Source organism: Catellatospora bangladeshensis, assembly GCF_016862575.1.
Classification (GTDB): domain Bacteria; phylum Actinomycetota; class Actinomycetes; order Mycobacteriales; family Micromonosporaceae; genus Catellatospora; species Catellatospora bangladeshensis.
The window spans coordinates 149,256-170,238 of record NZ_BONF01000026.1 but is presented as its reverse complement, the minus strand read 5'-3'; the positions used below and the strand labels follow the sequence as shown (position 1 = coordinate 170,238).

Genomic DNA, 20,983 nt, shown 5'->3' with positions numbered 1-20,983 from the left:
AGCGTGCGGCCGTGACAGAGCGACGCGTGATCCTCAGCGGCTCGACCTTCGAGGAGCAGATCGGGTACGCCCGGGCCGTGGTCGACGGCGACCGCGTGTACGTCTCCGGGACGACCGGTTACGACTACGCCACCATGACGATCTCCGACGATGTGGTCGAGCAGGCCGAGCAGTGCCTGCGCAACATCGGCGCCGCACTGGCCGAGGCGGGCTGCACCTTCGCCGACGTGCTGCGGGTGCGCTACCTGCTGCCCGACCGGGCCGACTTCGAGCCCTGCTGGCCCGTCCTGCGCAGCCGCTTCGGCGACGTCCGGCCCGCCGCCACGATGCTGGTCTGCGGCCTGGCGGACACCCGCATGAAGATCGAGATCGAAGTGGACGCGCGAGTTCCGGTCGCCTGAGCGCCGTCGTCGCGGCATACCCCGGCCATCGAGCCCAAGGCGGCGGTCGCGCAGACCCGGCACCCGCCACTTTCCCGGCGAGCCGCCACGCGTACTACGGGTTTGGGCAGCAGGACGGCCGGGTACGCCCTCGCAGACCAGGACGACCATCGCCGCCCGAGGAGAACCACATGAGCGAGCAGCCGATACGGGGACCGAAAGAGCCGCTGACGTCGCCGGAACCCGGCGAAGGTCCGCAGCCCCCGAACCTCGACGACGGGGACGAACGGCCGATCGACCTCGACGACTTCCCCGGGGACGCGCCTGCCGAGGGCGGCGAAGGAAGCTGACGTCGCACCCTCCGGCGGGCCGCCGAGCAGGAGTTTAAGCAGGCGGCGTGACCGGGGACCGCTCGCCGAGCCACTGCTCGGCGTCCCAGGCGTGGAACCGCTCGACCTCGGTGAACCCCAGCTTCGCCGCGAGTCGCATCGAGCCGAGGTTGGCTGTCTGGGTGGCGAGGATCATCGGCTCGCCGGGAAGCACCCCGTCGAACCAGGCGAGTGCCGCCGAGCACGCCTCGGTGGCATACCCGAGTCCCCACGCCCGCGGCAGGAACAGGTAACCGAGATCGGCCTTGCCCACGGCAGCCGGGCGATGGCGCTCCGTCGCCCGCCGGAGTAGCACATGGCCGGTCATCGCCCCCTCGAGTTCGACGACGAAACTACCTGGCCACCGCTCGGGCGCCGCGGGAAGCTCGCGCTCGAGCTCGTCACGCGACCGGGGGCCGCCGAGATAGGTGTGCACCTCGGGCGACGACAACAGCTCGATAAACGCCGCCCGGTCCCGGGCTTCGGACTCCCGGAGCACGAGCCGCTCGGTCCGGATCGGATCAGGCGGCCAGGCGACCGGACCGAGGTCAATCATGCCAGCCAGTCAACCAGCAGGCTCGGCAGCGATCAAGACGCCCACCCGCCGGAAAACGGCTCGTCCCCGCGCCGTAGGCACGGCAGGATCGGCATCGACAGGACCGTGCCGAGGACAGGCGGTGCCATGCCCCTGCGCCAGATCCGTGCCGATTTCGACTCCGGCACGATCGCCGTGTACCAGGCGTACCCGCCTGCGATCGCGGAGGCGGCGCTGGCCGCGGGCCGGTTCGTCGCGCCGTTCTCGTTCACCAGGATGACCTGGATCAAGCCGTCCCTGCTGTGGCTGATGCACCGCAGCAACTGGGCCCGCAAGCCGGGCCAGGAGCGCATCCTCGCGGTCCGGATCACCCGGGCGGGCTGGGAGCAGGCGCTCGCGCACGGCGTGCTCACCGCACCCGTACCGGCGATCCACGGCAGCGCCGCCGCTTGGAGCGAGGCGTTCGAGGCCGCGCGGGTGCACGTCCAGTGGGATCCGGAACGGACCCTGCGCGGGGCGGCGCTGAACCACTACAGCATCCAGGTCGGCATCGGCCGTACCCTCATCCGCACCTTCGCCGACGAGTGGGTGACCGGCCTGACGGACCTGACCCCGACGGTGCACCGCATCGACACCCTGGTCCGGGCCGGTAAGCACGCCCAGGCGCAGCGGCTGCTGCCAGCCGAGCGGCCGTACCCGCTAGGCGCGGACCTCGCCCGTCGCATCCAGTCCGACACGTGATGCCCGCCCATCATCCGGCTGCCGGGATCTAACCGTGCGAGCATGAGAGCCGTGCAGGAGGCCCGGTTCTTCTTCGACGCCGGATCGGGCGGCGTGCTGTGGCCGACCGGGTCCGCCGCCCGGCAGATCTGGGGCAGTCCCGTGGACCTTGCCCTGCTTCCCGTCAGTGACTCGCTGCGCCGTGACCTCGACGAACTCGCGGCTCGGTATGACACCTCGCTGAACTGGGACGATCCGCCTGCCCCCGGACCCTGGCGCGAGGCCCGGTGCACGGCCTTCAACCGGGAGGTACGCGACGTCGTCGGCCGCCTGCGCGAGGAACTGGGACCGGCCTGGCAGATCACCGATCAGTTCGACGAGCTGCACGAAGATCCGGACCTCGACCGTTATCTCGCGGACCCGGCCGGTTTCCGGCGCTGACCGCGACCACCAAAGCCATGACCAGGGCCGGCTCGGGCGATCAGTGCTCGCGCAGCAGCCGGCCGTAGCCCGGCACCTGGTCGGGCAGGCCGTGCTCGCGCAGCGCGTGCCACAGCGTGGCGGCGTTGATGGCGATCACGGGCCGGCCCAGCGCCGCTTCCAGCCGGTCGGCCTGCGCGACGAACGACAGGTTGGTGCCGACCTGGACGATCGCCTCCACGCCGGGGCCCTCGAGTTCGGCCACGACCTCGTCGAGGCGCTGCTCCGGGACCCGGGCGATGTCCATCGCGGTGGGGCAGCGCAGCCCGGTGACCGCCGCGACGTCGAAGCCAGCCTCGGTGAAGAACCGGCCGACCTCCCGGTCGGCGATCGGTTGGTACGGCGAGAACACCGCGATCCGGCGGCAGCCCAGCTCGTGCAGCGCGGCGCGGCAGGCGCTGGCGCCGGTGGTGACGGGCAGGCCGCTGCGCTCGCGCAGCCGCCGCTCGAACGCGGCGTTGCCCTCGACGCCGCCCCAGAACGTCTCGGCCGACATGCCCATGACGAGCCGGTCGGGCTGCGCGGTGAGCGCGTCGCGCACCGCGGTGTCGATCGACGCGCGGATCTGGCCGAGCAGCGCCTGGAAGTCCTCGTCACCGCCCATGACCGGGTTCGGGATGTACATCGACCCGGCCCGGAAGGCGACGCCCGCGACGCCGGCGCGCCAGTAGTCGTGCTCGACGACGGTGTTGGTGCTCGGCACGATGACGCCGAACACGGCCCGGGGACCGACCATGTTGGTCATGCGTGGGCCAGCCGGGCGGCGACGTCGTCGACGGTGCGGTGCGCCCGGGTGCGGGCGGTGGGCCGGTCCAGCAGCAGCGCGTCGACCAGCAGCGGGGACACGATCGCGGCGACCGCGTCGTCGCGGTCGGCCGGGCCGATGCCGGCGGCGGTCAGCACGTCGTGGAACGGGGCGAGCAGGTCGCCGACGTAGCGGTGGCGCAGGTCGGTCGCGGCGGCGGCGACGAGGGCCTGCAGCATGGCGGCGACGGGGCGGTCGCGCAGCCGGTTGCACAGCAGGTCGACCTCGGCGTGCAGGTCGTGGGCGAGGTCGCCGGTGCGTTCGGCGGGGCCGAGCGGGGCGACGTCGATGAGCGCGGCGAGCACGTCGCCGGGCGTGGGCCAGTGGCGGTAGATCGTCGAGCGGGAGACGCCGGTGGCGGTGTGCAGGCGCTGGGGGGTCAGCGCGGCGGCCCCTTCGGCCAGCAGCAGTTGCAGGGCGGCGGTGAGCACGACGGCGGTCGTCTCCTGGGCGGGGCCTGCGGGGCGTCCTAGCCGGGTCATGAGTTGACGATACATCTTGTGCCGGAAAAACATAACCGCTACGTTCTGTATTGGAAACAGCGTTCCGAAGGAGGGAGTACCGGTGCGACCCCATGTCGAGCTTGTCGACGAGAAGGACCTGATCTGGCACCTGGCCGAGTTCCAGCACGCCAGTGGCACCGCCGAGCAGCGCAACCTCAGCTACGACGAGGAGGACGGCTCCGCCTCGCTCAAGGTCCGCTTCACCGGCGACTGGACCCGCCCGGCCGGCGTGCACCAGGCCGACACCGAGTGGTACGTGCTGTCCGGGCAGGTCACCATCGGTGACACCGTGCTCGGCCCGCACGGCTACTGGACCGCGCCCGCCGGGGTGCTCACCCCGCCGCTGTCGGTCACCGCGGGCACCGAGATCCTGCTGTTCCGCGAGCACGGCGACTGGCACTTCGAGCCCGCCGGCGCGTCGCTGGACACGGTGCGCGAAGACCAGCAGCTGATCGTGCTCGACACCGCGCAGATGCCGTGGATCGACGTGCGCGACGGCAGCCCGATGCGCTTCGACCTCGGCGGCACGCCCGTGCCGGGCCTCTACATCAAGCTGCTGCACCGCGACGCCAAGACCGGCTTCTACACCCGGCTCATCAAGGCCAAGCCCGGCTGGCGGGAGGTGCCGATGGCCCACCACCCGTGCAGCGAGGAGGCGTACTGCCTGGACGGCGGGTTCGACTACAACTACGGCAAGATGTGGCCGGGCACCTACTTCTGGCGCCCGCCGCTGATCCGCCACGGCGACTTCACCGCCGACGCCGAGACCGGCTGCACCTGGATCGTGCGCTCCGACAGCGACCTCGTCGACTGGTACACCGACAACGCCCGCGTCGTCATGCAGGGCGACGCCACGAACTGGGGCGAGGGCTACCCGCACAGCGCCGCGCCGCGGTTCGTCGAGCCGGTGCGCTCCCGCTCGATCGGGCGCTGGGCCGACCCCGGCTACCAGTGAGGCTCGCTAGCCGATCACGACACACGACCTGAGCGCGGCCCGGCGGATCACCCGCCGGGCCGCGCTCGTGTCATCGGATACCCAGAAATCAGAAAAAATCGTCCCCACTCCACCCATCCATGGCGGAACCGGTGCCGAATCAGTGGTGAAGATCCCACCTGAGAAAGGAACCACCGCCATGTACGGCAACAGGAAGCTCACGGCGCTGGCCGCCGCTGCCACCTTCGCGTTCGCGCTGGCGCTCACCGCCTGCGGCAGCGGCGGCGGCGCGATGACGGCGATGCCCGCCGCGGCCGGAGACGGCACCTTCGGGCCGGCCTGCGCCGGCCTGCCGACCGACCCGGCCAACCCCGGCAGCCTGGAGGCGATGGGCCGGCAGCCCGTCGCCACCGCGGCGTCGGGCAATCCGCAGCTGAGCACCCTGGTCGCCGCGGTGCAGCAGGCGGGCCTGGTGGACACGCTCAACAACGCCGAAGCGGTCACCGTGTTCGCGCCCGTCAACGACGCGTTCGCCAAGATCCCGAAGGGCGACCTGGACAAGGTCCTGGCCGACCAGGACATGCTCAAGAAGATCCTGACCTACCACGTGGTGGCGGGAAAGATCGCGCCCGGACAGCTGGCCGGCATGCACAAGACGCTGGAGGGCCAGGACCTCACCGTCAGCGGCAGCGGCAGCGACTTCAAGGTCAACGGGACCTCGGCGATCGTGTGCGGCAACATCCCGACCCGCAACGCCACCGTCTACCTCGTCGACAGCGTCCTGATGCCGTCCTGACCGAGACCGGAAGGGCACCTGCGCAACCGGGGGTGCCCTTCCACCACGACGAAGGAGGCGCCCTCATGCGCCGCCGTCTTTCCGCAGCTTTGACCGGCCTGCTCGCGGCCGCCGGCGGCGTCTGCGCCGCCGAACTGACCGCGTCGCTCACCCGCCCCGCGGCCTCACCGCTGGTCACCATCGGCGGCACCGTCATCGACGCCACCCCGACACCCGTCAAGGAGTACGCGGTACGGACCTTCGGGACGTACGACAAACCGCTGCTCATCACCGGCATCGTGGGGACCCTCGGGCTGCTGGCCGCGCTGGTCGGCGTCCTGGCGATGCGCCACCGCACCGCCGCCGTCGCCGCCATCGGCCTGGCCGCCGCCGCGGGCGCCGCAGCCGCGCTGACCCGCCCGGACGCCTGCCCCCTGGACGCCCTGCCCGCCCTGCTCGCCGGAGGCGTCACGGCGGCTCTGCTCACGTGGCTGATCATGCGGTTGCCCGGGTCCGCCGAGCCGGCCCCGTCATCCGAGCCCGTGCCTGCCGGATCCGCCGGCCGGCCGGACGGTGCGATGGTCACGTCCGAGTCGGGTCAACCGTCAGGCGGCACACCACCCGCCGTGACCCAGCGGCGGCGGTTCCTCATCGCGGCCGGTACGACGTCGCTCGGCATCGTCGCGGGTGCGGCCGGGACGGCGCTGCTGCGGCGGCACGGCACCGAGGCTGCCGACGCCGCCCGGGACGCCGTGACCCTGCCCGCCCCGGCCGATCCCGCCCCACCAGCGCAGACGACGCCGGGCTTCTATACCGCGACGAAGGACTTCTACCGGGTCGACATCGCGCTGACCCTGCCCCGCATCGACCCTCGCGCCTGGTCGCTGACCATCGGCGGCATGGTCGACCGGCCGGCCCGGCTCAGCTTCGACGACCTGCTCAAGCTGCCGCTCATCGAGCGCGACGTCACGCTCAACTGCGTGTCCAACGAGGTCGGCGGCCCGTACATCGGCACCGCGCGCTGGCTCGGCGTGCCGCTGGCCGCGGTGCTGCGGGCCGCGGGCGTGCAGGCCGGTGCCGACCAGGTCGTCGCCCGCGCCGCCGACGGCATCACCATCGGGACTCCCGCCGCGGCGGTCCTCGACGGCCGCGACGCGATGCTCGCCCTGGCCATGAACGGGCAGCCGCTGCCCGCCGAGCACGGCTTCCCCGCCCGCATGCTCACTCCCGGCCTGTACGGATACGTCGGCGCGGCCAAGTGGATCACCTCGCTGGAGCTCACCACCTTCGCCGGGTTCGACGCGTACTGGGTGCAGCGCGGCTGGGCCGCTCAGGCGCCGGTCAAGACCGCGTCGCGGATCGACCGGCCCACCCCGCTGGCGCGGCTGACCCCGGGCCCGGTGGCCGTGGCCGGGGTCGCCTGGGCACAGCGGCGCGGCATCAGCGCCGTGCAGGTCCAGGTCGACGACGCGCCGTGGCGCCCGGCCCGGCTGCTGCCGACGTCGTCCACGGACACGTGGGTCCAGTGGGTGTACGACTGGACGGCCACCCCCGGCAATCACACCCTGCGGGTACGCGCTGTCGACGGCACCGGGGCGATGCAGGCCGAACACCGGGCCGCACCGTTCCCCGACGGCGCGACCGGCTGGCACACCCGCCTGTTCACAGTCGACGCCACCCGGCCGCCGAGCTGAGTGCACCGGCGCACCGGCTACCTCAGCAGGTGGGTCCGGTCGGGGACGGTCTCGTCGGGCTCGCGGCTCCGCGGCCGGCCGTACCGGCGGATCTCCTCGGCCCAGCGCCGGGCTGACGCGTCCGCCTCGGCCCGGCCGGCGACGACCTCCTGATAGCGGTAGCCGGCCTGATCCGCCATGCCCAATGTGTACGCGACGACCGGCCACCGTCCGGTGTGCACCCGCCACAGCCGCACGGCGCCCGCGGGATCGCGGCCAGTCGCCAACATGCGGCCAATATGCGGACCTTGGACAATCCGGCACCTGCATTCAAGATCAAATCAAGAAAGTTAATGCGGCAGCTTTGACAACTTAAGAAAATCAAGATACTAATTAATCGTCGGTATGGCGTCGAAGGTGAGGAGCCGAGGGTGGACTGGCATGAGCTGACGAACCTGACGCACGGTCAGCCGTTCGTGGTCGAGCGGGTGCGTCTGGCCGGCAGCGGCGTGGCGATCGAGGGCCGGTTCGAGCCGCCGCAGCTGGCTCAGCTCAGCGTCGACGATCAGGTGTTCGTCGCGGCGTTCGTGCGGTCGCACGGTTCGATCAAGGAGATGGAGCGGATCTTCGGGGTGAGCTACCCGACGATCAAGTCCCGGCTGAACCGGATCGCCGAGCAGCTCGACTTCGTCGACACCGACCCGCCGCCGCGCAGCGCGGACGTGCTCGAACGGCTGCGGCTGGGCGAGATCAGCGTCGACGACGCGCTGGCCGAACTGGAGCGGTCGCGGTGATCCCGCAGCTGCTCACGGTGCGCTACCGCCGTGCCGGCGGCCGCCTGCGGCGGCTGTACGTCCCGCTGCTGCCGGTGCTGCTGGTCCTGTCGCCGGTGCTGCTGCTCGCCGTGCTGGGCGGGCTGACCGCGTGCCTCATTTACGGGGTGCGGCCGGTCGGCGCGCTGCGCGGCCTGGGGCGGCTGGTGTGGGCGCTGCCCGGCACCAGCTTCGAGATCGAGCAGGGCCCGGCGGCCGTGCTCGTAAGCATCAGATGAGTGTGGGGAGAAGCGAGATGAACGAGCAGCGCCGCCAGATCCTGCAGATGCTGGCCGACGGCAGGATCACCGCCGATGAGGCCGAGCGCCTGATCGACGCCGTCCAGCGCGAGGGGACGGAGCCCGTCGCCGGGGGCACGGCCCGCCCGAAGGTTCGGCCCAGGTACCTGCGCGTCGTGGTCAACGCGAACGACCTGGTCGAAGGGCCGTCCCGGATCAACGTCCGCGTGCCGCTGCAGTTGCTGCGCGCCGGGGTGCGGCTCGCCAGCCTCGTCCCGCCGCAGGCGCTGCACCAGGTCAACGCGGAGCTGCACCGCTCGGGCGTGCCCATCGACCTGACTCAGCTCAAGCCGCAGCAGCTCGAGGAGCTGATCGAGCACCTCGACGAGATCAGCGTGGACATCGACTCGGTCGACGGCAAGGTGCAGGTGTTCTGCGAGTAGTGCCGCCGCCCGGGACGCCGTGAGGCTCGCCGGGCGCCGATCCCGTCAGCATGCTCGGCCAGGTCGACTGTTTTCGGCCGCCCTTCAGATCCGCGGCGCCATGTCGCCTGCTGCCTTTCTTCATTGCCGCTCGCCGGGTTACCCCGTCTATCCAACTACCTTGACAGTCACAGTAGTGGGATCTACGGTGTAACGCAGGAGGTGAGGTATGAGCACAAGCAAAATCACGTCCGACCTGCTACGTGGCAACACGGACACGATGATCTTGCGGTTGCTGATGGAGGCGGACCGCTACGGCTACGAGATCGTCAAGCTGATCGCCGAACGCTCGCAGGGCGAATACGAACTGAAGGAAGCCACGATGTACTCCAGCGTCCGGCGCCTGGAGGCCGACGGCGACATCACGTGGTACTGGGGCGACGAGTCCCAGGGCGGCCGCCGCAAGTACTTCAAGATCACCGACAAGGGCCGCGCCACCTACGCGCACAACAAGACCACGTGGGAGTACGCCAAGCGTGTGCTCGACACGCTGCTGTGAAGGGCGGACAACCATGACCGACAGGCTGAACCAGTACCTCGACGGCGTCTTCGCGCCCTACGAGGGCACCCGCAGCATCACCGAGCTGAAGGCCGACCTGCTGGCCGACCTGCAGGAGCGATACCGCGAGCTGCGCGCCGAGGGCAAGGACGAGGCGACCGCGTTCGAGCTGACCGTCGACAGCATCGGCGACATCGAGGAGACCGTGCAGGAGGTCACCAACCTGTCCCGGACCCTGGAGCGCCAGGTGGTGACCCGCTTCGACGCCAGCGCCCTGGAGGGCAGCGACTTCGCCGGCGTCTCGGCCCGGTCCGGGCGGTTCGGGTCCAGCGCGCTGCGCGGCTCGGACTTCTCCAACGCCGACCTGGCCGGCAGCAGGTTCAAGAGCAGCGACCTGAAGGACACCAGCTTCGACGGCGCGAACCTGACCGACGCCGTCCTGACCACGGCCGAGCTGAAGGGCTCGACCTTCCGCAGGGCGCGGCTGGTGCGCACCGACTTCAGCATGTCCGGGCTGCACGAGGTCCGGTTCGAGGACGTGGCGCTCACCGACGTCGCGTTCCGCCAGACCGACCTCAAGCGCACCGTCTTCGCCCGCTGCACCTTCACCGGCGTCGACTTCAGCCAGTCCGACCTGCGCGGCCTCACCTTCGACGGGGAGACGTTCACCGGCGTGAAGTTCGACCAGGCGGGGCTCGAAGGGGTGTCGCTGCGCGGCGCGATCCTGCGCGACTGCTCCTTCCGCGGCGGCTGGAGCAAGAAGTACTACAAGGCCCTGCGCACCGTGAACTTCGACGGCGCGCGCCTGGACAAGCTCACCTACGCGGCCCTCAAGGGCCTCGGGTTCACCCCCGCCAACGTGATCGTCGAATAAGGAGCAGCCACCCCCATGGACACCCCACCCCCCGCGATCCACGTCAGCGGGCTGCGCAAGTCATACGGAAGACTCGAAGTCCTCAAAGGCGTGGACTTCACCGTCGCCGCGGGCAGCATCTTCGCCCTGCTCGGCTCCAACGGCGCCGGCAAGACCACCGTCGTGCGGATCCTGTCGACGCTGCTCAAGCCGGACGCCGGCACGGCCGGCGTCGCCGGGTTCGACGCGGTGGCCCAGCCGGAGCGGGTCCGCGAGTCGATCAGCCTCACCGGCCAGTTCGCCGCGGTCGACCAGATCCTCACCGGCCGGGAGAACCTCGTCATGGTCGCCCGGCTGCGCCAGGTGAGCGACCCCGGCCGGGTCGCCGACGACCTGCTGGCGCGGTTCGGCCTCACCGAGGCGGGCGCCCGCCGGGTGGCGACCTACTCGGGCGGCATGCGCCGCCGGCTCGACATCGCGATGAGCCTCATCGGCGATCCGAAGGTCATCTTCCTCGACGAGCCGACCACCGGCCTGGACCCCGAGGCGCGCATCGAGGTGTGGAAGGAGATCCAGGGCCTGGCCGACAGCGGCACCACGGTCCTGCTGACCACGCAGTACCTGGAGGAGGCGGAGAAGCTGGCCGACCGGATCGCCATCCTGCACCAGGGCACGATCATCGTCTCCGGCACCCTGGCCGAGCTGCGCGGGCTGCTGCCCGCCGCGAAGGCCGAACTCGTCGAACGCCAGCCCACCCTCGAAGAGATCTTCCTGGCCGTCGTCGGAAACAAGGAGCAGTCGTGAGCGCGCACGTCCTGTCCAACACCGGTGTCATGCTCGGCCGCTCCATCCGGCACGTCACCCGCAGCATGGACACCATCATCACCGTCACGATCATGCCGATCGCGTTCATGCTGCTGTTCCGGTTCGTGTTCGGCGGCGCGATCCAGGCCGGCACCGACAACTACACCAACTACCTGATGCCCGGCATCCTGCTCATCGCGATCTCCAGCGGGATCTCCTACACCGGATTCCGGCTGTTCAACGACATGCAGAGCGGCATCTTCGAACGGTTCCACTCGATGCCGATCGCCCGTTCGGCGGTCCTGTGGGGACACGTGCTGACGTCGGTGGTGTCCAACGCCATCTCCGTCGTCGTGATCATCCTGGTCGGGCTGCTCATGGGCTTCCGGACCTCGGCCGGAGTGCTGGACTGGCTCGCCGTGGCCGGGATCCTGATCCTGTTCACGCTGTCGCTGACCTGGCTCGCGATGATCGCCGGCCTTGCGGCGTCGTCGACCGACGGCGCCACCGCGTTCTCGTACCCGCTGATCTTCCTGCCGTTCATCAGCTCGGCGTTCGTGCCCACCGCGACGATGCCGGCCGCGGTGCGGGCCTTCGCCGAGAACCAGCCGGTCACCTCGATCGTCAACGCGCTGCGGGCGCTGTTCGACCAGCAGCCGGTCGGCACCGGCATCTGGGTCGCGCTCGGCTGGTGCGCCGGGATCCTCGTGGTCGCGTACGCGTTCGCGATGCGGGTCTACCGCCGCAAGGTCGCCTGAACCACCGCGCAGGCCCGCACGCCCGGCCCGCACCGTGCGGCGGTTTCGGGGAAACTGCAGGATTCCCTCACTTGATGACTGCAGTTTCCCCGAAAACGGTCCCGCGTGCCGAAGGACAAGCGGGCCGGGTCAGACCAGGATGCGGCCGGTGAGGATGGCGCGGCCCGCGTAGATACCGCAACAAGCGGATCTTCCTGGCCGCCGGCACCTCGCCCGCCTGCGCCGCGCCGGCTGACGCGTAAACGGGTGGCTCCCCGGCGGCGGGCACGCGATCCTGACGGTCATGGGAGTCCTCGATGCGGTGGCGGCTCGGGTCGCGGCCGGGGCGACGGTGGTGTTCCGGCCCACCGGCAACTCGATGGTGCCGCTGATCCGCAGCCGCGACCGGGTCACCGTCGCGCCCGTCGACCCCGCCGCGGTGCAGCCCGGCGACATCGTGCTGGCGCGGGTGGCGGGCACGGTCTACCTGCACCTGGTGTCGGCAGTCGACGCCGCGAACTGCCGGGTGCAGATCAGCAGCAACCGCGGCCGGGTCAACGGCTGGACCAGCCACGCCAGGGTGTACGGGATCTGCACCCGCGTCGAGGACGCCGACCGGCCGCGTACCGAGGGAAAGGTCAGGAACGCCGAGCCGTGACGGGCTTGCGCGCCTCGATGAGGAAGCGCTGCGCGTGCGACACGAACGAGCCGTCCCGCCGGATCCGCCGGTGCAGGTCGGCCAGCCGCTCGCGGTAGCGCTCGACGCTGAAGGCGTCGACGGTCCAGATCACCTTGCGCAGGAACACGATGACCGCCGCCACGTCGTGGAACACCACCCGCAGTGTCGCCTCCCGGACGTCGCGCACCTCCAGCCCCGCAGCCTCGGCCCGCGCGACCCGGTAGCCGGTCAGCCAGTGCTCGGGAATCTCCTGCGGCCCCTTGAAGAAGCTGGTCAGCTCGATGTTGGTGCCCGCCCCGATCTGCTGGGACAGGAACGTGCCGCCGGGTGTCAGCACCCGGGCGATCTCGGTCCAGTCCGTGACGGTCGGATGGCGGCTCACGACCAGGTCGAACGACGCGTCCGGGAACGGCAGCGGCGCGTCCTCGGCCACGTGCTCGACCGTGCCGCCGAGCGGGGCCAGGTTGGTCCGGGCGATCGCGAGGTTCGGCGGCCACGCTTCCGTGGCGGCCAGCACCGGTGGTGCGGCGGGGATCTTCGCGAGCACCTCGCCGCCGCCGGTCTGGATGTCCAGCGCGGCGTGCGCCGTGGCCATCCGCTCGGAGATCAGGCGGAGGTACCCCCACGGCGGCCGTTCCTCGGTCGCGCGCCCCTCGAACCAGGAGAAGTCCCAGCCGTCCACGGGAACGGATGCGCCCTCCGCCACGAGCCGCTCGAAGTCATCCATGATCACCAGCCTGCCAGCCGCGTCAACCCGATTCGGCGCATCGGGCCAGGGCGGTGCTCAGCCGCGGGGGAGCGGGGCGGCGAAGATCTCCGTGTAGTGGTTGCTGACCGGATGGTCGCTGCGCATGAGTGACAGCGCGGCGGCCGGCCAGGCCGGTCCCGCGTACGCGTCGAGCCGGTCCAGCACCTCGCGCCACTGGCCAGGGTCGAGCCGGTCGCCGGGCCGGGCCAGCGTCAGGTGCGGCTGGTACGGCCGCGCGTCGAACGGCACATCCGCCCCCGCCAGCGCGCCGCGCAGCCGGGTCGCGAGATCGTGCAGCACCTCCAGGTCACCGTCGAGGCCGGTCCAGGCCGCGCCCGCGCGCCCGTTGTCGAACCGGCCGCCCCCGGTCAGCCGCAGCCGGGGCGCCCGTACGGTGCCCGCCGCCGCGGTGCGCATCGCGGCCTGCGCGGCGGCGGTCTGCGGGTCGTCGAGGATGCCGAGGAAGGCCACGGTGACGTGCCACTGTTCGGGCGGCACGGGCCGCAGCGAAAGGCCCTCGGCGTGGGGACGGCTAAACGGCAGCTGGGAGGCGACGGCGGCCAGGTCGGCGACCGCCGCCGCGGGCGGGTAGATCGCGATGAACAGGCGCTGCGTCACGGCAGCAAACCTACGGCCTGTTTCATAACTCGGTGGAGTCGTGAGACAGCGCCCTTCTCGGGCGTCCGCTCCTCACTCGGGGTGAGGTGGGTGCGGTTCCCGCGTCGTTGGGGCTGGTTTCGCCTGCGCGGGTGCGCGGGCCAGAGCCTTCCCCTCGGCGGGCTTTGGTGACCGGGCCCCCTGCGTGGAGGTCCCGGATCTGGGGATGGTGCTGCTCGGCCCAGATGGCGAGGTTGACCGCGGCGTTGAGGTCCCGGTCGGCCTGGTACCCGCACGCGCCGCAGGTGAACGTGCGTTGCTCCAGGGGCATGGACGGGTTCACGGTCCGGCAAGGAGCGCAGGTCTTGGTCGACGGGTACCAGCGGTCGACTGAGGTGAGGTGGCCGCCGCGCCACTGCTGCTTGTAGGTGATTTGGCGGGCCAGTTCGCCCCAGGCGGCGTCGGCGACCGCTGCGGCCAGGCGCCGATTGGTGAGCATGCCGGTGATGGCGAGGGTCTCGATGGCGAGCTTGTCGTGGGTCTTGACCAGCTTGTTGGAGACCTTGTGCAGGAAACGGCTTCTGATCGCCGCGATCCGGCCGTGGTGGCGGCCCAGCCGGGCTGTGGCTTTGGCGCGGTTGCGGGAGCCGGGCGGTTTGCGGGTGACGGCGCGGGCCAGGCGGCGCTGCCGTGCCATGCCCGTCCGGGAGGGCCGCGGCCAGTCAGCGACCCGTGCGGCTTCGGTGCCGTCGGCGCGGCCGGCCACGACGAACGCGGCCAGCCCACGGTCGACACCCACCCACGTGGTACCGCTGTCGGGCTGGTGGCGGGCAGTATCGTGCAGGTCAGCGGCTTCGCAGGTCAGCGACACCGCCCACCGGCCGGCCCGGCGGCTGACGGTCGCCGACAGGACTTTGGCCCTGCCCTTGGCCAGCATCCGCCGCAGCCGCCGGGTGTCCTCCCGTACGGCGATCGTGCCGATGCCGGGCAGGGTCACCGTCCGTGGCCCATGCCCACCGATCCGGATTCCTGCCTTACCCGCGGCGGAGGTCTTGCTGCGGATCCGAAACGACAACTGCGCGCGCTTCTTCGATTTGAACCTGGGAAACCCGATCCGGCGGCCTCTGCGATCGCCGTTGCGCGACGCCGTGTACGCAGCCAGCCCGCGGCCCAGATCGACGGCCGCTTCCTCGAACACCTGCTGGCACACCTCGGCCCGCCAGGCCAGGCCGGTGGCCTGCACCGTGGTGGTGCCGTCGGCGGCGGCCACCAGCACCCGGCCCGCCGCGGCCGAGCGCTTCCACGCGTTGAACTCGTTGATCAGGTCGAAACCCGACCACGGCACCTTGCTGACCGTCCCGCCGCGCTTGCCGTCCAGGGCCTGCTTGACCAACCGCAGGCACTGGTTGTAGCCGAACCGGGCCGCACCGGCATGCCGACGCAGCACGACCTCCTGCTCGACGTTCGGGTCCAGACAAAACCGGAACGTGGTGAAACGGCCCACGACAGCACCCTGCCACACACCACCGACAACACCCACGACCAGCAAAGCCCGCACATACCACGACCGGAAACCCGTGACGCCCGACGCCGCCGATCACTTATGAAACACGCCGTAGCGGCCCTGGCCACGGCCGGACAGCCCAGGCCCGGCTCCGCGCCCGTGGCCGGAACCGCCGGACGCTCAGCCGCGTCAGGGCAGGGACCCGACCGTGCTGTTGAGCACGCCTAGCAGGAGCTTCTCGTCGACGGGTTCGCTGAACGCGCTGTAGGTGACCTGGATGAGGGTGTGCCCGACCCGGACCAGCATGATGATCAGCGTCCCCTCGAACGAGATGCCGGAGATCTCGGCAGTCATCGCCAGATCCGCCCGCCAGGCCTGGTCGCCCAGCGCGGGTGCGCGGGCCGCGTGAACGGTGTAGTGCAGCGGGGTGCCCTCGCTGGTCGTCTGCGTGAACCGGGGACAGGACGCCCGCGCGTTCTCGGCCACGGTCAGTGATTCGGCGGGCACGGGCTGCGTGAACGAGCGGACCGTGACGTAGATCGACGAGGTGGTGATCTTGTCGCCGTCGGTCCACCGGCCGCGGGCGACGATCGGCTGTTGCTCGTCGAGGTCCGTCAGGTAGGTCTCCTCGACCAGCGCCGTGCAGCGCTCGGGGTCGTCGAGGACGGAGGTGCCGCTGCTCGTCGATTCCGGCTCCGTACGCCAGCCCCGGGGCAGCACGTTGGCTCCGGCGTCGGCGACCTGCTGAGCCTCGGCCTGGGTGAGTACGCGGTCCGCGGCGGCGCCGGACCGGGTGGGGGCCGGAGCGGGAACGGCGGCTGCGGGGGAGTCGGTCATCGCCGACAGGGTGCTGCCCGCGGCGAGGCCAGCGACGACCACCACCGCGACCGTGGCGGTGAGGACCGTGGAGCGGATCCACGGCCGACGCGGCTGGGCGGCGGGTACGAGCGCGGCTGCCCGCCTGAGCAGGATCACCAGCACGCCGACGGCGAGCGCGGCCAGCGCGCCCTGGATCACGATCCGGTCCAGCAGGAAGTCCGCGTAGGACAGGTTGATCCGGGTGCTGCAGGCGGTCTCGCGCAGCCGCAGCAGCGGCGTGCACCGGCCCAGGATCGCGGCCGCCTGCTCCCCGATGATCACAGCAGTGGCGCAGGTGAGGGCCGCGACCTGGCCGAGCAGGAGGCCGCGCCGGTGCCGGGCCGCGATCACCCCGCCCACCGCTGCCTGGATGGCGACGGCCAGCGCGAGCTGGGCGTAGGAGTGGTACGAGACGAGACCGGGCGATCCGTAAGCGACCTGGTGCAGCACTGCGCGCAGGGCGAGCGTGAGGACCATGAACAGCCCTGCCCCGGCGAGCCCGGTCAGCGCCGCCGCCCGCGTCTCCGCAGCGTGGGGCAGGTCCGGCCGGTCGGCGGCAAGGCCGCGCGGGGCAACGTCGTACGCGCTCGCCGGAACGCGGTCGGGCGCTGCGGGCCGGCGCAGCAGCGCGGCGAACGGGAAGAGGGAGGCGACCAGGACCGCCGGTACGGCCAGCGGGCGGTGGGCGAACAGCTGCAGCGGCGGGTACACGGCGGAGAACAGGCTGAAGCCGGGCCCCTCCCAGAGCTGCTCGCCGAGGGTCGTGAAGTCGGCGGCGGTGAGGTGGTAGAACCGGCCGATCAGGTAGGGCGCTGAGCGCAGTTCGAGCCAGATGCCGAACCAGACGGCGAACATGGTAACCGTGGCCGCGACGCCGCCCAGCCAGGCCCACCGGGTGTGTGCCCCGCGCAGCACGGGCAGCCAGGCGCGTGCCGCGGCTGCGCTGAGGGCAGCCTGGATCAGGATCCCGGCGGTGAGCGCCGCCGCGCCGACCAGCCCGGCGGTGAGGCTGACCCCGGCGACCTCGACGCTGCCGGCCAGCGGCATCCTGCCCGCGCCCGTCTCGCTGCCGAACACGCCCCACACGGCGGGCGTCTCAAGGCTCGACGCGAGGTCGCCGAGCAGGCAGCCGAGGCTGAAGCCCAGTGCACCCGGCAGCACCGACACGCGTGGCCCGTACACCGACAGCAGCTCGGCGCGCCACGCCGCCGCGGCCAGCACACCGATCACGACCGGTGCCACCAGCCAGGCCATATAGCGGCCGGCCGGGGTGCCGTCGTGGGGGAGAGCGAAGCCGGCCATCCGGCTCAGCGAGCCGGTGGCGATCATGGTGGTCAGGCCGGCGCCGAACAGCTCGCCGAAGCCGGGACGCAGTGTCGTGCGCGGATGATCGATGGCGTGCAGCCTGGCCGCGGCGGCGGGGTGTACGCCGAATCGGCGGCGCCATGACACGGCGGTGTCCCTCGCCGCGGTGGTCATCACCCGGCGCAGCCCGTCGGCCGCGCCGTGCTGGGCGGCGCGCGCGTCGGCGTGGAGCTCGCGGGCACGCAGCACCGAGTTGCGCACCAGGTAGACGATCAGTACGAACATCGCCGTGCGCAGCCCGGTGTCGAGGGTGTCTGGCAGATAGTCCGGAGCCGCCCACGGCGCCCTCGCCGGGTCGGTGATGATCCACGGATGCAGGATCGCGACTGTCATCGGCAGCAGCGCGACCACGACGAACGCCCGCCACAGGGCCGTGGCGGCGTAGGCGATGTCGACGTCGCGGTTGCGCAGATGGGCGAGTTCGTGCAGGACCACGGCGCGGAAGGTCGCCGGGTCGGTGATCCGCAGGGGCACCAGCCCGGCGTTGATCCGGACCCAGTACCGGCCGGTCCGGCCGAAGGCGAGCCCGCCCGGCGTGCCCGCCGCCGGGTCGAGCATGAACCGCGGAAGCCTGCGCAAGCCCATCTCGGCGGTGAGGTCGAGCAGGCCGGCGTACAGGCGTGGGAAGTTCTCCGCGGTGACCGGCACGAGCCGGGCCCGCCGCCGAGTCCACCATGGTGCGGCCAGGTAGAGACCGAGCGCCAAGGCCAGCAGCAGCGCCAGTCCGGCCAGGATCCACCACGCCTCGTCCTGCTCGAACGGGGCCAGGCAGCGGCTGGCCTCCGCCCGGTCGCGTTCGGACGCCGCGAGCACGCCGGGATCGAGGGACAGGTCGAGTCCGCTGCGCCGCAGCAGTTCGCCGCACCGAGCGTAGACGAACATGCCCGCCGACGCCTTGCCGGGCAGCCGCATGTACATCACGCTGAACGCGTAGGTGCCGGTGCCGAGGATGGCCGCGACCAGCGACAGGAAGCGCAGGGTGGTGCCGGAGAGTACGGCGGAGGCGGAGCGGGGCGGGGCGGCGTCGGCCACGGTCACCCGCCGTTGCGCAGGGCTCCGGCGACGGAGTCGGCGAGCAGCCGTGACCGGCCCTCGTCGATGCCCGCCTGGGTGCACTTGTCGAGCACGATGGAGCGGACGTGGGCCAGTTGCGCATCGTCGATCGCGGGGGTGGCGGGTTCGGTAGCGGCGGCGTCACGGCGGGCCCGCCGCAGGGACAGCCGTGACCGCAGGCTGGTGCCGTACTGCTCGGTGAGGTAGCGCATCACCTCGGTGACGACCGCCAGCACCACGGGGGTCATCAGGGCGGCCATGGTCTCCACGCCGAAGCCGAGCATCTCGTCGTCGCCCGAGCCGCCGGCGGTGAGCCGGGCGGGGTCCTTGCGGTAGGCGGCGTCGAGCACGGTGAAGAGCTCGTCCTCCTCGGGGGCTACCTGCGCGGCGACCAAGCGGGCCAGGTCCTGTTCGGCGGTGACGATGTCGGAATCCACTCACGGAAGGATAGGTTCCGATCACCGTAAGTCAGAAACGGATGTCGATTTGCTGACAGAGGCGATGGATCACATCGCCGGACACCGCCGGCCCGGCCCGCGGCGGCCGGATGCGCCGCCGCGGGACCACCAGCTTTTCCGGCGCCTACCCCTGCGGCGAGTCCTTGACGAACACGAGGCCGTCGGTCCTGGACAGGTGGGCCGGATCCAGTGGGGCGTAGCCGAACCAGGCCGACTCGCGCGGCGGGGGAGCCGCGTCGCCGAACAGCGCGGCCAGGGCGTGCGAGTCGACGAGGAAACGATCCTCCGGCAGCGCGTACAGCATCCCTTCCAGGGTGTCCGTAGGCGGCGTGTCCACCCCCTGGTGGCGGATCGTGCCGAGGGCCGTGGCTAGGAACGCGTACTCCGTGCCGAGGCGGGCGTGCGCCAGTGAGCCCGCGCCCCACCACTCCATCCGGCCCTGCCACATGCCCATCACGGCCTTCTCCCGCTTGAGGTGCAGGTTGTGCGCGTGGACGAGCACCGGGCCGCGGCCGGCGAGCGCGACCAGGTTGTCGGCCATCATCGAGTCCCGTACGCCGAGCAGTCGCGTCATCCGGCCCGGCGAGGTGTCGGCCAGCCAGTGGTGGTAGCGCAGCAGGCCGACCGCGGCGCGCCCGTACAGGCGGGCCCGTTCCCACTCCTCCCGGGAGGACGCTGCGATCAGGTGCGGCGTCTCCGCGTCGAGGAGCGCCACCAGGTCGTCAGCGAGCAGCCGCAGCCGCCCGGCCGCGGCCGACTGCCCCACGGAGCGGGCCGGGTTCATCATCACGGCCGGGTCGACCCACCGGCCCGCGTCGTCCAGCAGCCCCTCGATCGTGCCAGCCGGGCAGGGCAGCAGCTCAGCGTCCAGCCGGGACGCGAGGTACGCGTACAGCGTGGTCAGCGCCTCCTGCGGGCTTTCCGGCCCGCTGATCTCCAGCGGACCGTCGATTCCCGCGAAGCGCACCTGCTCAGGGGCGGGCCTGCCGTCGTTGTACGCCCGCATCCACCGCACCAGCTCACGGTTGGCGGCCGAGGCGCCGAGCCCGTGGCTGAAGCCGTTCGCCATCACCTCGTCGAGGCTGCCCTTGCCCGAGGTGACGTAGTCGTCGACGGCCAGCGCCAGCAGGCAGTCGCTCTCGATCGCGATCGTCCGGTACCCCTCCTCGACGAGCTGCTGGAACAGCTCGTTGCGGACTTCGAGCAGCAGATCCTCGCCGTGGGTGGGCTCGCCCAGGGCCAGCACCCGCGGCCGCGACGGCAGCAGCCGCAGGACCTCGGCGGCGGAGAACGCACGCATGGTGTCTCGAATCGCACTAGTCATGCCTCTACACAGTATCGTTGAACCCACCGTTGAGACTTTCCCGAGGAATCGACTGCGATGACGGGCCAGAACCCTCAACACGCGGTATACCTGAGGCCGGTGGACCTGGCCCGCGTGCACGGCCTGTCCACCCAGGCGGTCCGGAACTACGAGGACGCCGGGATCATTCCGCCCGCCGCGCGCACCCCCACCGGCTACCGCCGCTACACCCCGCTGCACGCCCAGGCCCTGCACGCCTTCCTCGCCCTGCTGCCCGGACACGGCCACCAGACCGCCACGGCGATCATGCGGGCGGTCGACCGGGACGCGGCCGACGACGCGCTGCGCCTGCTCGACGAGAGCCACGCCCAGCTGCTCGACGACCGCCGGACGCTGCAGGCCGTCGAAGCCGCGCTGCGCGACCTCGCGCCCGTGCCGCAGGAACGCGGCGACACGTTCATCGGCCCGCTCGCCCGGCGGCTCGGGCTGCGCCCGGCCACGCTGCGCAAGTGGGAACGCGCCGGGCTCGTCGAGCCGCGCCGCGACCCGCACACCGGCTATCGCGTCTACAGCGCCGCCGACGTACGCAACGCCCGGCTGGCCCACCAGCTCCGCCGCGGCGGCTACCGGCTGGCCCAGATCGCACCGCTGCTCGCCCAGGTCCGTGCGGCGGGCGGTGTCGCGCCGCTGGAGTCCATGCTGCACGACTGGCGCGCCCGGCTCACGGCACGCGGCCGCGCCATGCTCACCGGCGCGGCCGCCCTGGACGCCTACCTCACCGCCCGAGCCGAAACACCACCGACGGCCCGCTCGTAGGCA

General features: G+C 71.6%; 26 protein-coding genes. 16 read left to right on the top strand and 10 right to left on the bottom strand.

All coding sequences use genetic code 11. The annotated features are described in order from the left end of the window. Positions 1-11: 11 nt before the first annotated feature. Positions 12-401 carry a RidA family protein gene (locus Cba03nite_RS22130; protein WP_203749401.1) on the top strand — a complete coding sequence of 130 codons (390 nt, stop codon included), beginning with the start codon at positions 12-14 and terminating at the stop codon, positions 399-401. A 170-nt stretch (positions 402-571) separates the two neighbouring features. Further along, positions 572-730 carry a hypothetical protein gene (locus Cba03nite_RS22125; RefSeq protein ID WP_203749398.1) on the top strand — a complete coding sequence of 53 codons (159 nt, stop codon included), beginning with the start codon at positions 572-574 and terminating at the stop codon, positions 728-730. Positions 731-764: 34 nt separating this feature from the next. On the opposite strand, the gene Cba03nite_RS22120 is transcribed toward Cba03nite_RS22125, so the two are convergent. Further along, on the bottom strand, positions 765-1,304 hold the full coding sequence (locus tag Cba03nite_RS22120; RefSeq protein ID WP_203749396.1) for a GNAT family N-acetyltransferase: 540 nt from the start codon (positions 1,302-1,304) through the stop codon (positions 765-767). Positions 1,305-1,430: 126 nt separating this feature from the next. Here Cba03nite_RS22120 and Cba03nite_RS22115 point away from each other — a divergent pair, with 126 nt between their 5' ends. Together Cba03nite_RS22115 and Cba03nite_RS22110 are read left to right on the top strand one after the other, a co-directional pair. Then, positions 1,431-2,024 carry a DUF4291 domain-containing protein gene (locus Cba03nite_RS22115; RefSeq protein ID WP_203749394.1) on the top strand — a complete coding sequence of 198 codons (594 nt, stop codon included), beginning with the start codon at positions 1,431-1,433 and terminating at the stop codon, positions 2,022-2,024. A gap of 42 nt (positions 2,025-2,066) precedes the next feature. Then, positions 2,067-2,444 carry an immunity protein CdiI family protein gene (locus Cba03nite_RS22110; protein WP_203749391.1) on the top strand — a complete coding sequence of 126 codons (378 nt, stop codon included), beginning with the start codon at positions 2,067-2,069 and terminating at the stop codon, positions 2,442-2,444. A 40-nt stretch (positions 2,445-2,484) separates the two neighbouring features. Here the strand turns inward: Cba03nite_RS22110 and Cba03nite_RS22105 are convergent, their stop codons facing one another. Together Cba03nite_RS22105 and Cba03nite_RS22100 are read right to left on the bottom strand one after the other, a co-directional pair. Beyond that, positions 2,485-3,228 (bottom strand): maleate cis-trans isomerase family protein, encoded by a 744-nt coding sequence (locus Cba03nite_RS22105; protein WP_203749389.1) that lies wholly within the window; start codon positions 3,226-3,228, stop codon positions 2,485-2,487. Beyond that, positions 3,225-3,770 (bottom strand): TetR family transcriptional regulator, encoded by a 546-nt coding sequence (locus Cba03nite_RS22100; protein ID WP_203749387.1) that lies wholly within the window; start codon positions 3,768-3,770, stop codon positions 3,225-3,227. Before Cba03nite_RS22100 ends, Cba03nite_RS22105 begins: the two co-directional genes overlap by 4 nt. 82 nt (positions 3,771-3,852) lie before the next feature. Between Cba03nite_RS22100 and Cba03nite_RS22095 the strand changes: the two genes are divergently transcribed. The 3 genes from Cba03nite_RS22095 (at position 3,853) to Cba03nite_RS22085 (ending at position 7,194) form a co-directional block, all read left to right on the top strand. Further along, positions 3,853-4,746 (top strand): DUF4437 domain-containing protein, encoded by an 894-nt coding sequence (locus Cba03nite_RS22095; protein ID WP_203749385.1) that lies wholly within the window; start codon positions 3,853-3,855, stop codon positions 4,744-4,746. Positions 4,747-4,924: 178 nt separating this feature from the next. Further along, on the top strand, positions 4,925-5,521 hold the full coding sequence (locus Cba03nite_RS22090) for a fasciclin domain-containing protein (protein WP_203749383.1): 597 nt from the start codon (positions 4,925-4,927) through the stop codon (positions 5,519-5,521). A 65-nt stretch (positions 5,522-5,586) separates the two neighbouring features. Beyond that, positions 5,587-7,194, top strand: a complete 1,608-nt coding sequence (locus tag Cba03nite_RS22085; protein WP_203749379.1) for a molybdopterin-dependent oxidoreductase — start codon at positions 5,587-5,589, stop codon at positions 7,192-7,194. Between the two features lie 17 nt (positions 7,195-7,211). Here Cba03nite_RS22085 and Cba03nite_RS22080 read toward each other — a convergent pair whose 3' ends face one another. Next, positions 7,212-7,463: a hypothetical protein gene (locus Cba03nite_RS22080; protein ID WP_203749376.1), complete on the bottom strand. Its 252-nt coding sequence runs from the start codon at positions 7,461-7,463 to the stop codon at positions 7,212-7,214. 141 nt (positions 7,464-7,604) lie between these two features. Between Cba03nite_RS22080 and Cba03nite_RS22075 the strand changes: the two genes are divergently transcribed. The 8 genes from Cba03nite_RS22075 (at position 7,605) to Cba03nite_RS22040 (ending at position 12,257) form a co-directional block, all read left to right on the top strand. After that, positions 7,605-7,967 carry a DUF2089 domain-containing protein gene (locus Cba03nite_RS22075; protein ID WP_203749373.1) on the top strand — a complete coding sequence of 121 codons (363 nt, stop codon included), beginning with the start codon at positions 7,605-7,607 and terminating at the stop codon, positions 7,965-7,967. Beyond that, a complete protein-coding gene (locus Cba03nite_RS22070) occupies positions 7,964-8,224 on the top strand; it encodes a hypothetical protein (protein WP_239125941.1) in 261 nt (86 codons plus the stop codon). Before Cba03nite_RS22075 ends, Cba03nite_RS22070 begins: the two co-directional genes overlap by 4 nt. A 17-nt stretch (positions 8,225-8,241) precedes the next feature. Further along, positions 8,242-8,667, top strand: a complete 426-nt coding sequence (locus Cba03nite_RS22065) for an SHOCT-like domain-containing protein (protein ID WP_203749369.1) — start codon at positions 8,242-8,244, stop codon at positions 8,665-8,667. A gap of 208 nt (positions 8,668-8,875) precedes the next feature. After that, positions 8,876-9,205, top strand: coding sequence for a PadR family transcriptional regulator (locus tag Cba03nite_RS22060; protein WP_203749366.1), 330 nt, complete (start codon positions 8,876-8,878; stop codon positions 9,203-9,205). Positions 9,206-9,218: 13 nt separating this feature from the next. Continuing rightward, a complete protein-coding gene (locus Cba03nite_RS22055) occupies positions 9,219-10,079 on the top strand; it encodes a pentapeptide repeat-containing protein (protein WP_203749363.1) in 861 nt (286 codons plus the stop codon). A gap of 15 nt (positions 10,080-10,094) precedes the next feature. After that, the gene (locus Cba03nite_RS22050; RefSeq protein ID WP_203749360.1) at positions 10,095-10,862 is read left to right on the top strand and encodes an ABC transporter ATP-binding protein; all 768 of its coding nucleotides are present in this window, start codon (positions 10,095-10,097) and stop codon (positions 10,860-10,862) included. 29 nt (positions 10,863-10,891) lie between these two features. After that, positions 10,892-11,620 (top strand): ABC transporter permease, encoded by a 729-nt coding sequence (locus Cba03nite_RS22045; protein WP_203749463.1) that lies wholly within the window; start codon positions 10,892-10,894, stop codon positions 11,618-11,620. A gap of 283 nt (positions 11,621-11,903) precedes the next feature. Further along, positions 11,904-12,257, top strand: a complete 354-nt coding sequence (locus Cba03nite_RS22040; protein ID WP_203749358.1) for a S24 family peptidase — start codon at positions 11,904-11,906, stop codon at positions 12,255-12,257. On the opposite strand, the gene Cba03nite_RS22035 is transcribed toward Cba03nite_RS22040, so the two are convergent. From Cba03nite_RS22035 to Cba03nite_RS22010, 6 genes are all read right to left on the bottom strand, one after another. Further along, positions 12,238-13,005, bottom strand: a complete 768-nt coding sequence (locus Cba03nite_RS22035) for a class I SAM-dependent methyltransferase (RefSeq protein WP_203749356.1) — start codon at positions 13,003-13,005, stop codon at positions 12,238-12,240. The two genes, Cba03nite_RS22040 and Cba03nite_RS22035, sit on opposite strands and share 20 nt — an antisense overlap. 57 nt (positions 13,006-13,062) lie before the next feature. Then, on the bottom strand, positions 13,063-13,644 hold the full coding sequence (gene thpR / locus Cba03nite_RS22030) for an RNA 2',3'-cyclic phosphodiesterase (RefSeq protein WP_203749354.1): 582 nt from the start codon (positions 13,642-13,644) through the stop codon (positions 13,063-13,065). Positions 13,645-13,666: 22 nt separating this feature from the next. Then, entirely contained in the window at positions 13,667-15,127 is a 1,461-nt protein-coding gene (locus tag Cba03nite_RS22025) for an RNA-guided endonuclease InsQ/TnpB family protein (protein WP_203749352.1), read from the bottom strand. A gap of 189 nt (positions 15,128-15,316) precedes the next feature. Continuing rightward, entirely contained in the window at positions 15,317-18,388 is a 3,072-nt protein-coding gene (locus tag Cba03nite_RS22020; RefSeq protein WP_203749350.1) for a M48 family metalloprotease, read from the bottom strand. Next, positions 18,385-18,840, bottom strand: a complete 456-nt coding sequence (locus Cba03nite_RS22015; RefSeq protein WP_203749348.1) for a hypothetical protein — start codon at positions 18,838-18,840, stop codon at positions 18,385-18,387. Before Cba03nite_RS22015 ends, Cba03nite_RS22020 begins: the two co-directional genes overlap by 4 nt. Positions 18,841-18,985: 145 nt before the next feature. Continuing rightward, positions 18,986-20,161, bottom strand: coding sequence for an erythromycin esterase family protein (locus tag Cba03nite_RS22010; protein ID WP_239125940.1), 1,176 nt, complete (start codon positions 20,159-20,161; stop codon positions 18,986-18,988). A 123-nt stretch (positions 20,162-20,284) separates the two neighbouring features. Between Cba03nite_RS22010 and Cba03nite_RS22005 the strand changes: the two genes are divergently transcribed. Beyond that, complete coding sequence (locus Cba03nite_RS22005) at positions 20,285-20,980, top strand: TioE family transcriptional regulator (RefSeq protein WP_239125939.1); 696 nt, start codon at positions 20,285-20,287, stop codon at positions 20,978-20,980. Positions 20,981-20,983: the final 3 nt, after the last annotated feature.

Excerpts from the sequence above, each read along its gene's own strand:
- Cba03nite_RS22060 (WP_203749366.1), top strand. The coding sequence starts at position 8,876 with ATGAGCACAAGCAAAATCACGTCCGACCTGCTACGTGGCAACACGGAC.
- Cba03nite_RS22125 (WP_203749398.1), top strand. The coding sequence starts at position 572 with ATGAGCGAGCAGCCGATACGGGGACCGAAAGAGCCGCTGACGTCGCCG.
- Cba03nite_RS22110 (WP_203749391.1), top strand. The coding sequence starts at position 2,067 with ATGAGAGCCGTGCAGGAGGCCCGGTTCTTCTTCGACGCCGGATCGGGC.
- Cba03nite_RS22085 (WP_203749379.1), top strand. The coding sequence starts at position 5,587 with ATGCGCCGCCGTCTTTCCGCAGCTTTGACCGGCCTGCTCGCGGCCGCC.
- Cba03nite_RS22055 (WP_203749363.1), top strand. The coding sequence starts at position 9,219 with ATGACCGACAGGCTGAACCAGTACCTCGACGGCGTCTTCGCGCCCTAC.
- Cba03nite_RS22010 (WP_239125940.1), bottom strand. The coding sequence starts at position 20,161 with ATGCGTGCGTTCTCCGCCGCCGAGGTCCTGCGGCTGCTGCCGTCGCGG.
- Cba03nite_RS22045 (WP_203749463.1), top strand. The coding sequence starts at position 10,892 with ATGCTCGGCCGCTCCATCCGGCACGTCACCCGCAGCATGGACACCATC.
- Cba03nite_RS22040 (WP_203749358.1), top strand. The coding sequence starts at position 11,904 with ATGGGAGTCCTCGATGCGGTGGCGGCTCGGGTCGCGGCCGGGGCGACG.
- Cba03nite_RS22100 (WP_203749387.1), bottom strand. The coding sequence starts at position 3,770 with ATGACCCGGCTAGGACGCCCCGCAGGCCCCGCCCAGGAGACGACCGCC.
- Cba03nite_RS22050 (WP_203749360.1), top strand. The coding sequence starts at position 10,095 with ATGGACACCCCACCCCCCGCGATCCACGTCAGCGGGCTGCGCAAGTCA.
- Cba03nite_RS22090 (WP_203749383.1), top strand. The coding sequence starts at position 4,925 with ATGTACGGCAACAGGAAGCTCACGGCGCTGGCCGCCGCTGCCACCTTC.
- Cba03nite_RS22120 (WP_203749396.1), bottom strand. The coding sequence starts at position 1,304 with ATGATTGACCTCGGTCCGGTCGCCTGGCCGCCTGATCCGATCCGGACC.
- Cba03nite_RS22105 (WP_203749389.1), bottom strand. The coding sequence starts at position 3,228 with ATGACCAACATGGTCGGTCCCCGGGCCGTGTTCGGCGTCATCGTGCCG.
- Cba03nite_RS22080 (WP_203749376.1), bottom strand. The coding sequence starts at position 7,463 with ATGTTGGCGACTGGCCGCGATCCCGCGGGCGCCGTGCGGCTGTGGCGG.
- Cba03nite_RS22035 (WP_203749356.1), bottom strand. The coding sequence starts at position 13,005 with ATGGATGACTTCGAGCGGCTCGTGGCGGAGGGCGCATCCGTTCCCGTG.
- Cba03nite_RS22065 (WP_203749369.1), top strand. The coding sequence starts at position 8,242 with ATGAACGAGCAGCGCCGCCAGATCCTGCAGATGCTGGCCGACGGCAGG.
- Cba03nite_RS22115 (WP_203749394.1), top strand. The coding sequence starts at position 1,431 with ATGCCCCTGCGCCAGATCCGTGCCGATTTCGACTCCGGCACGATCGCC.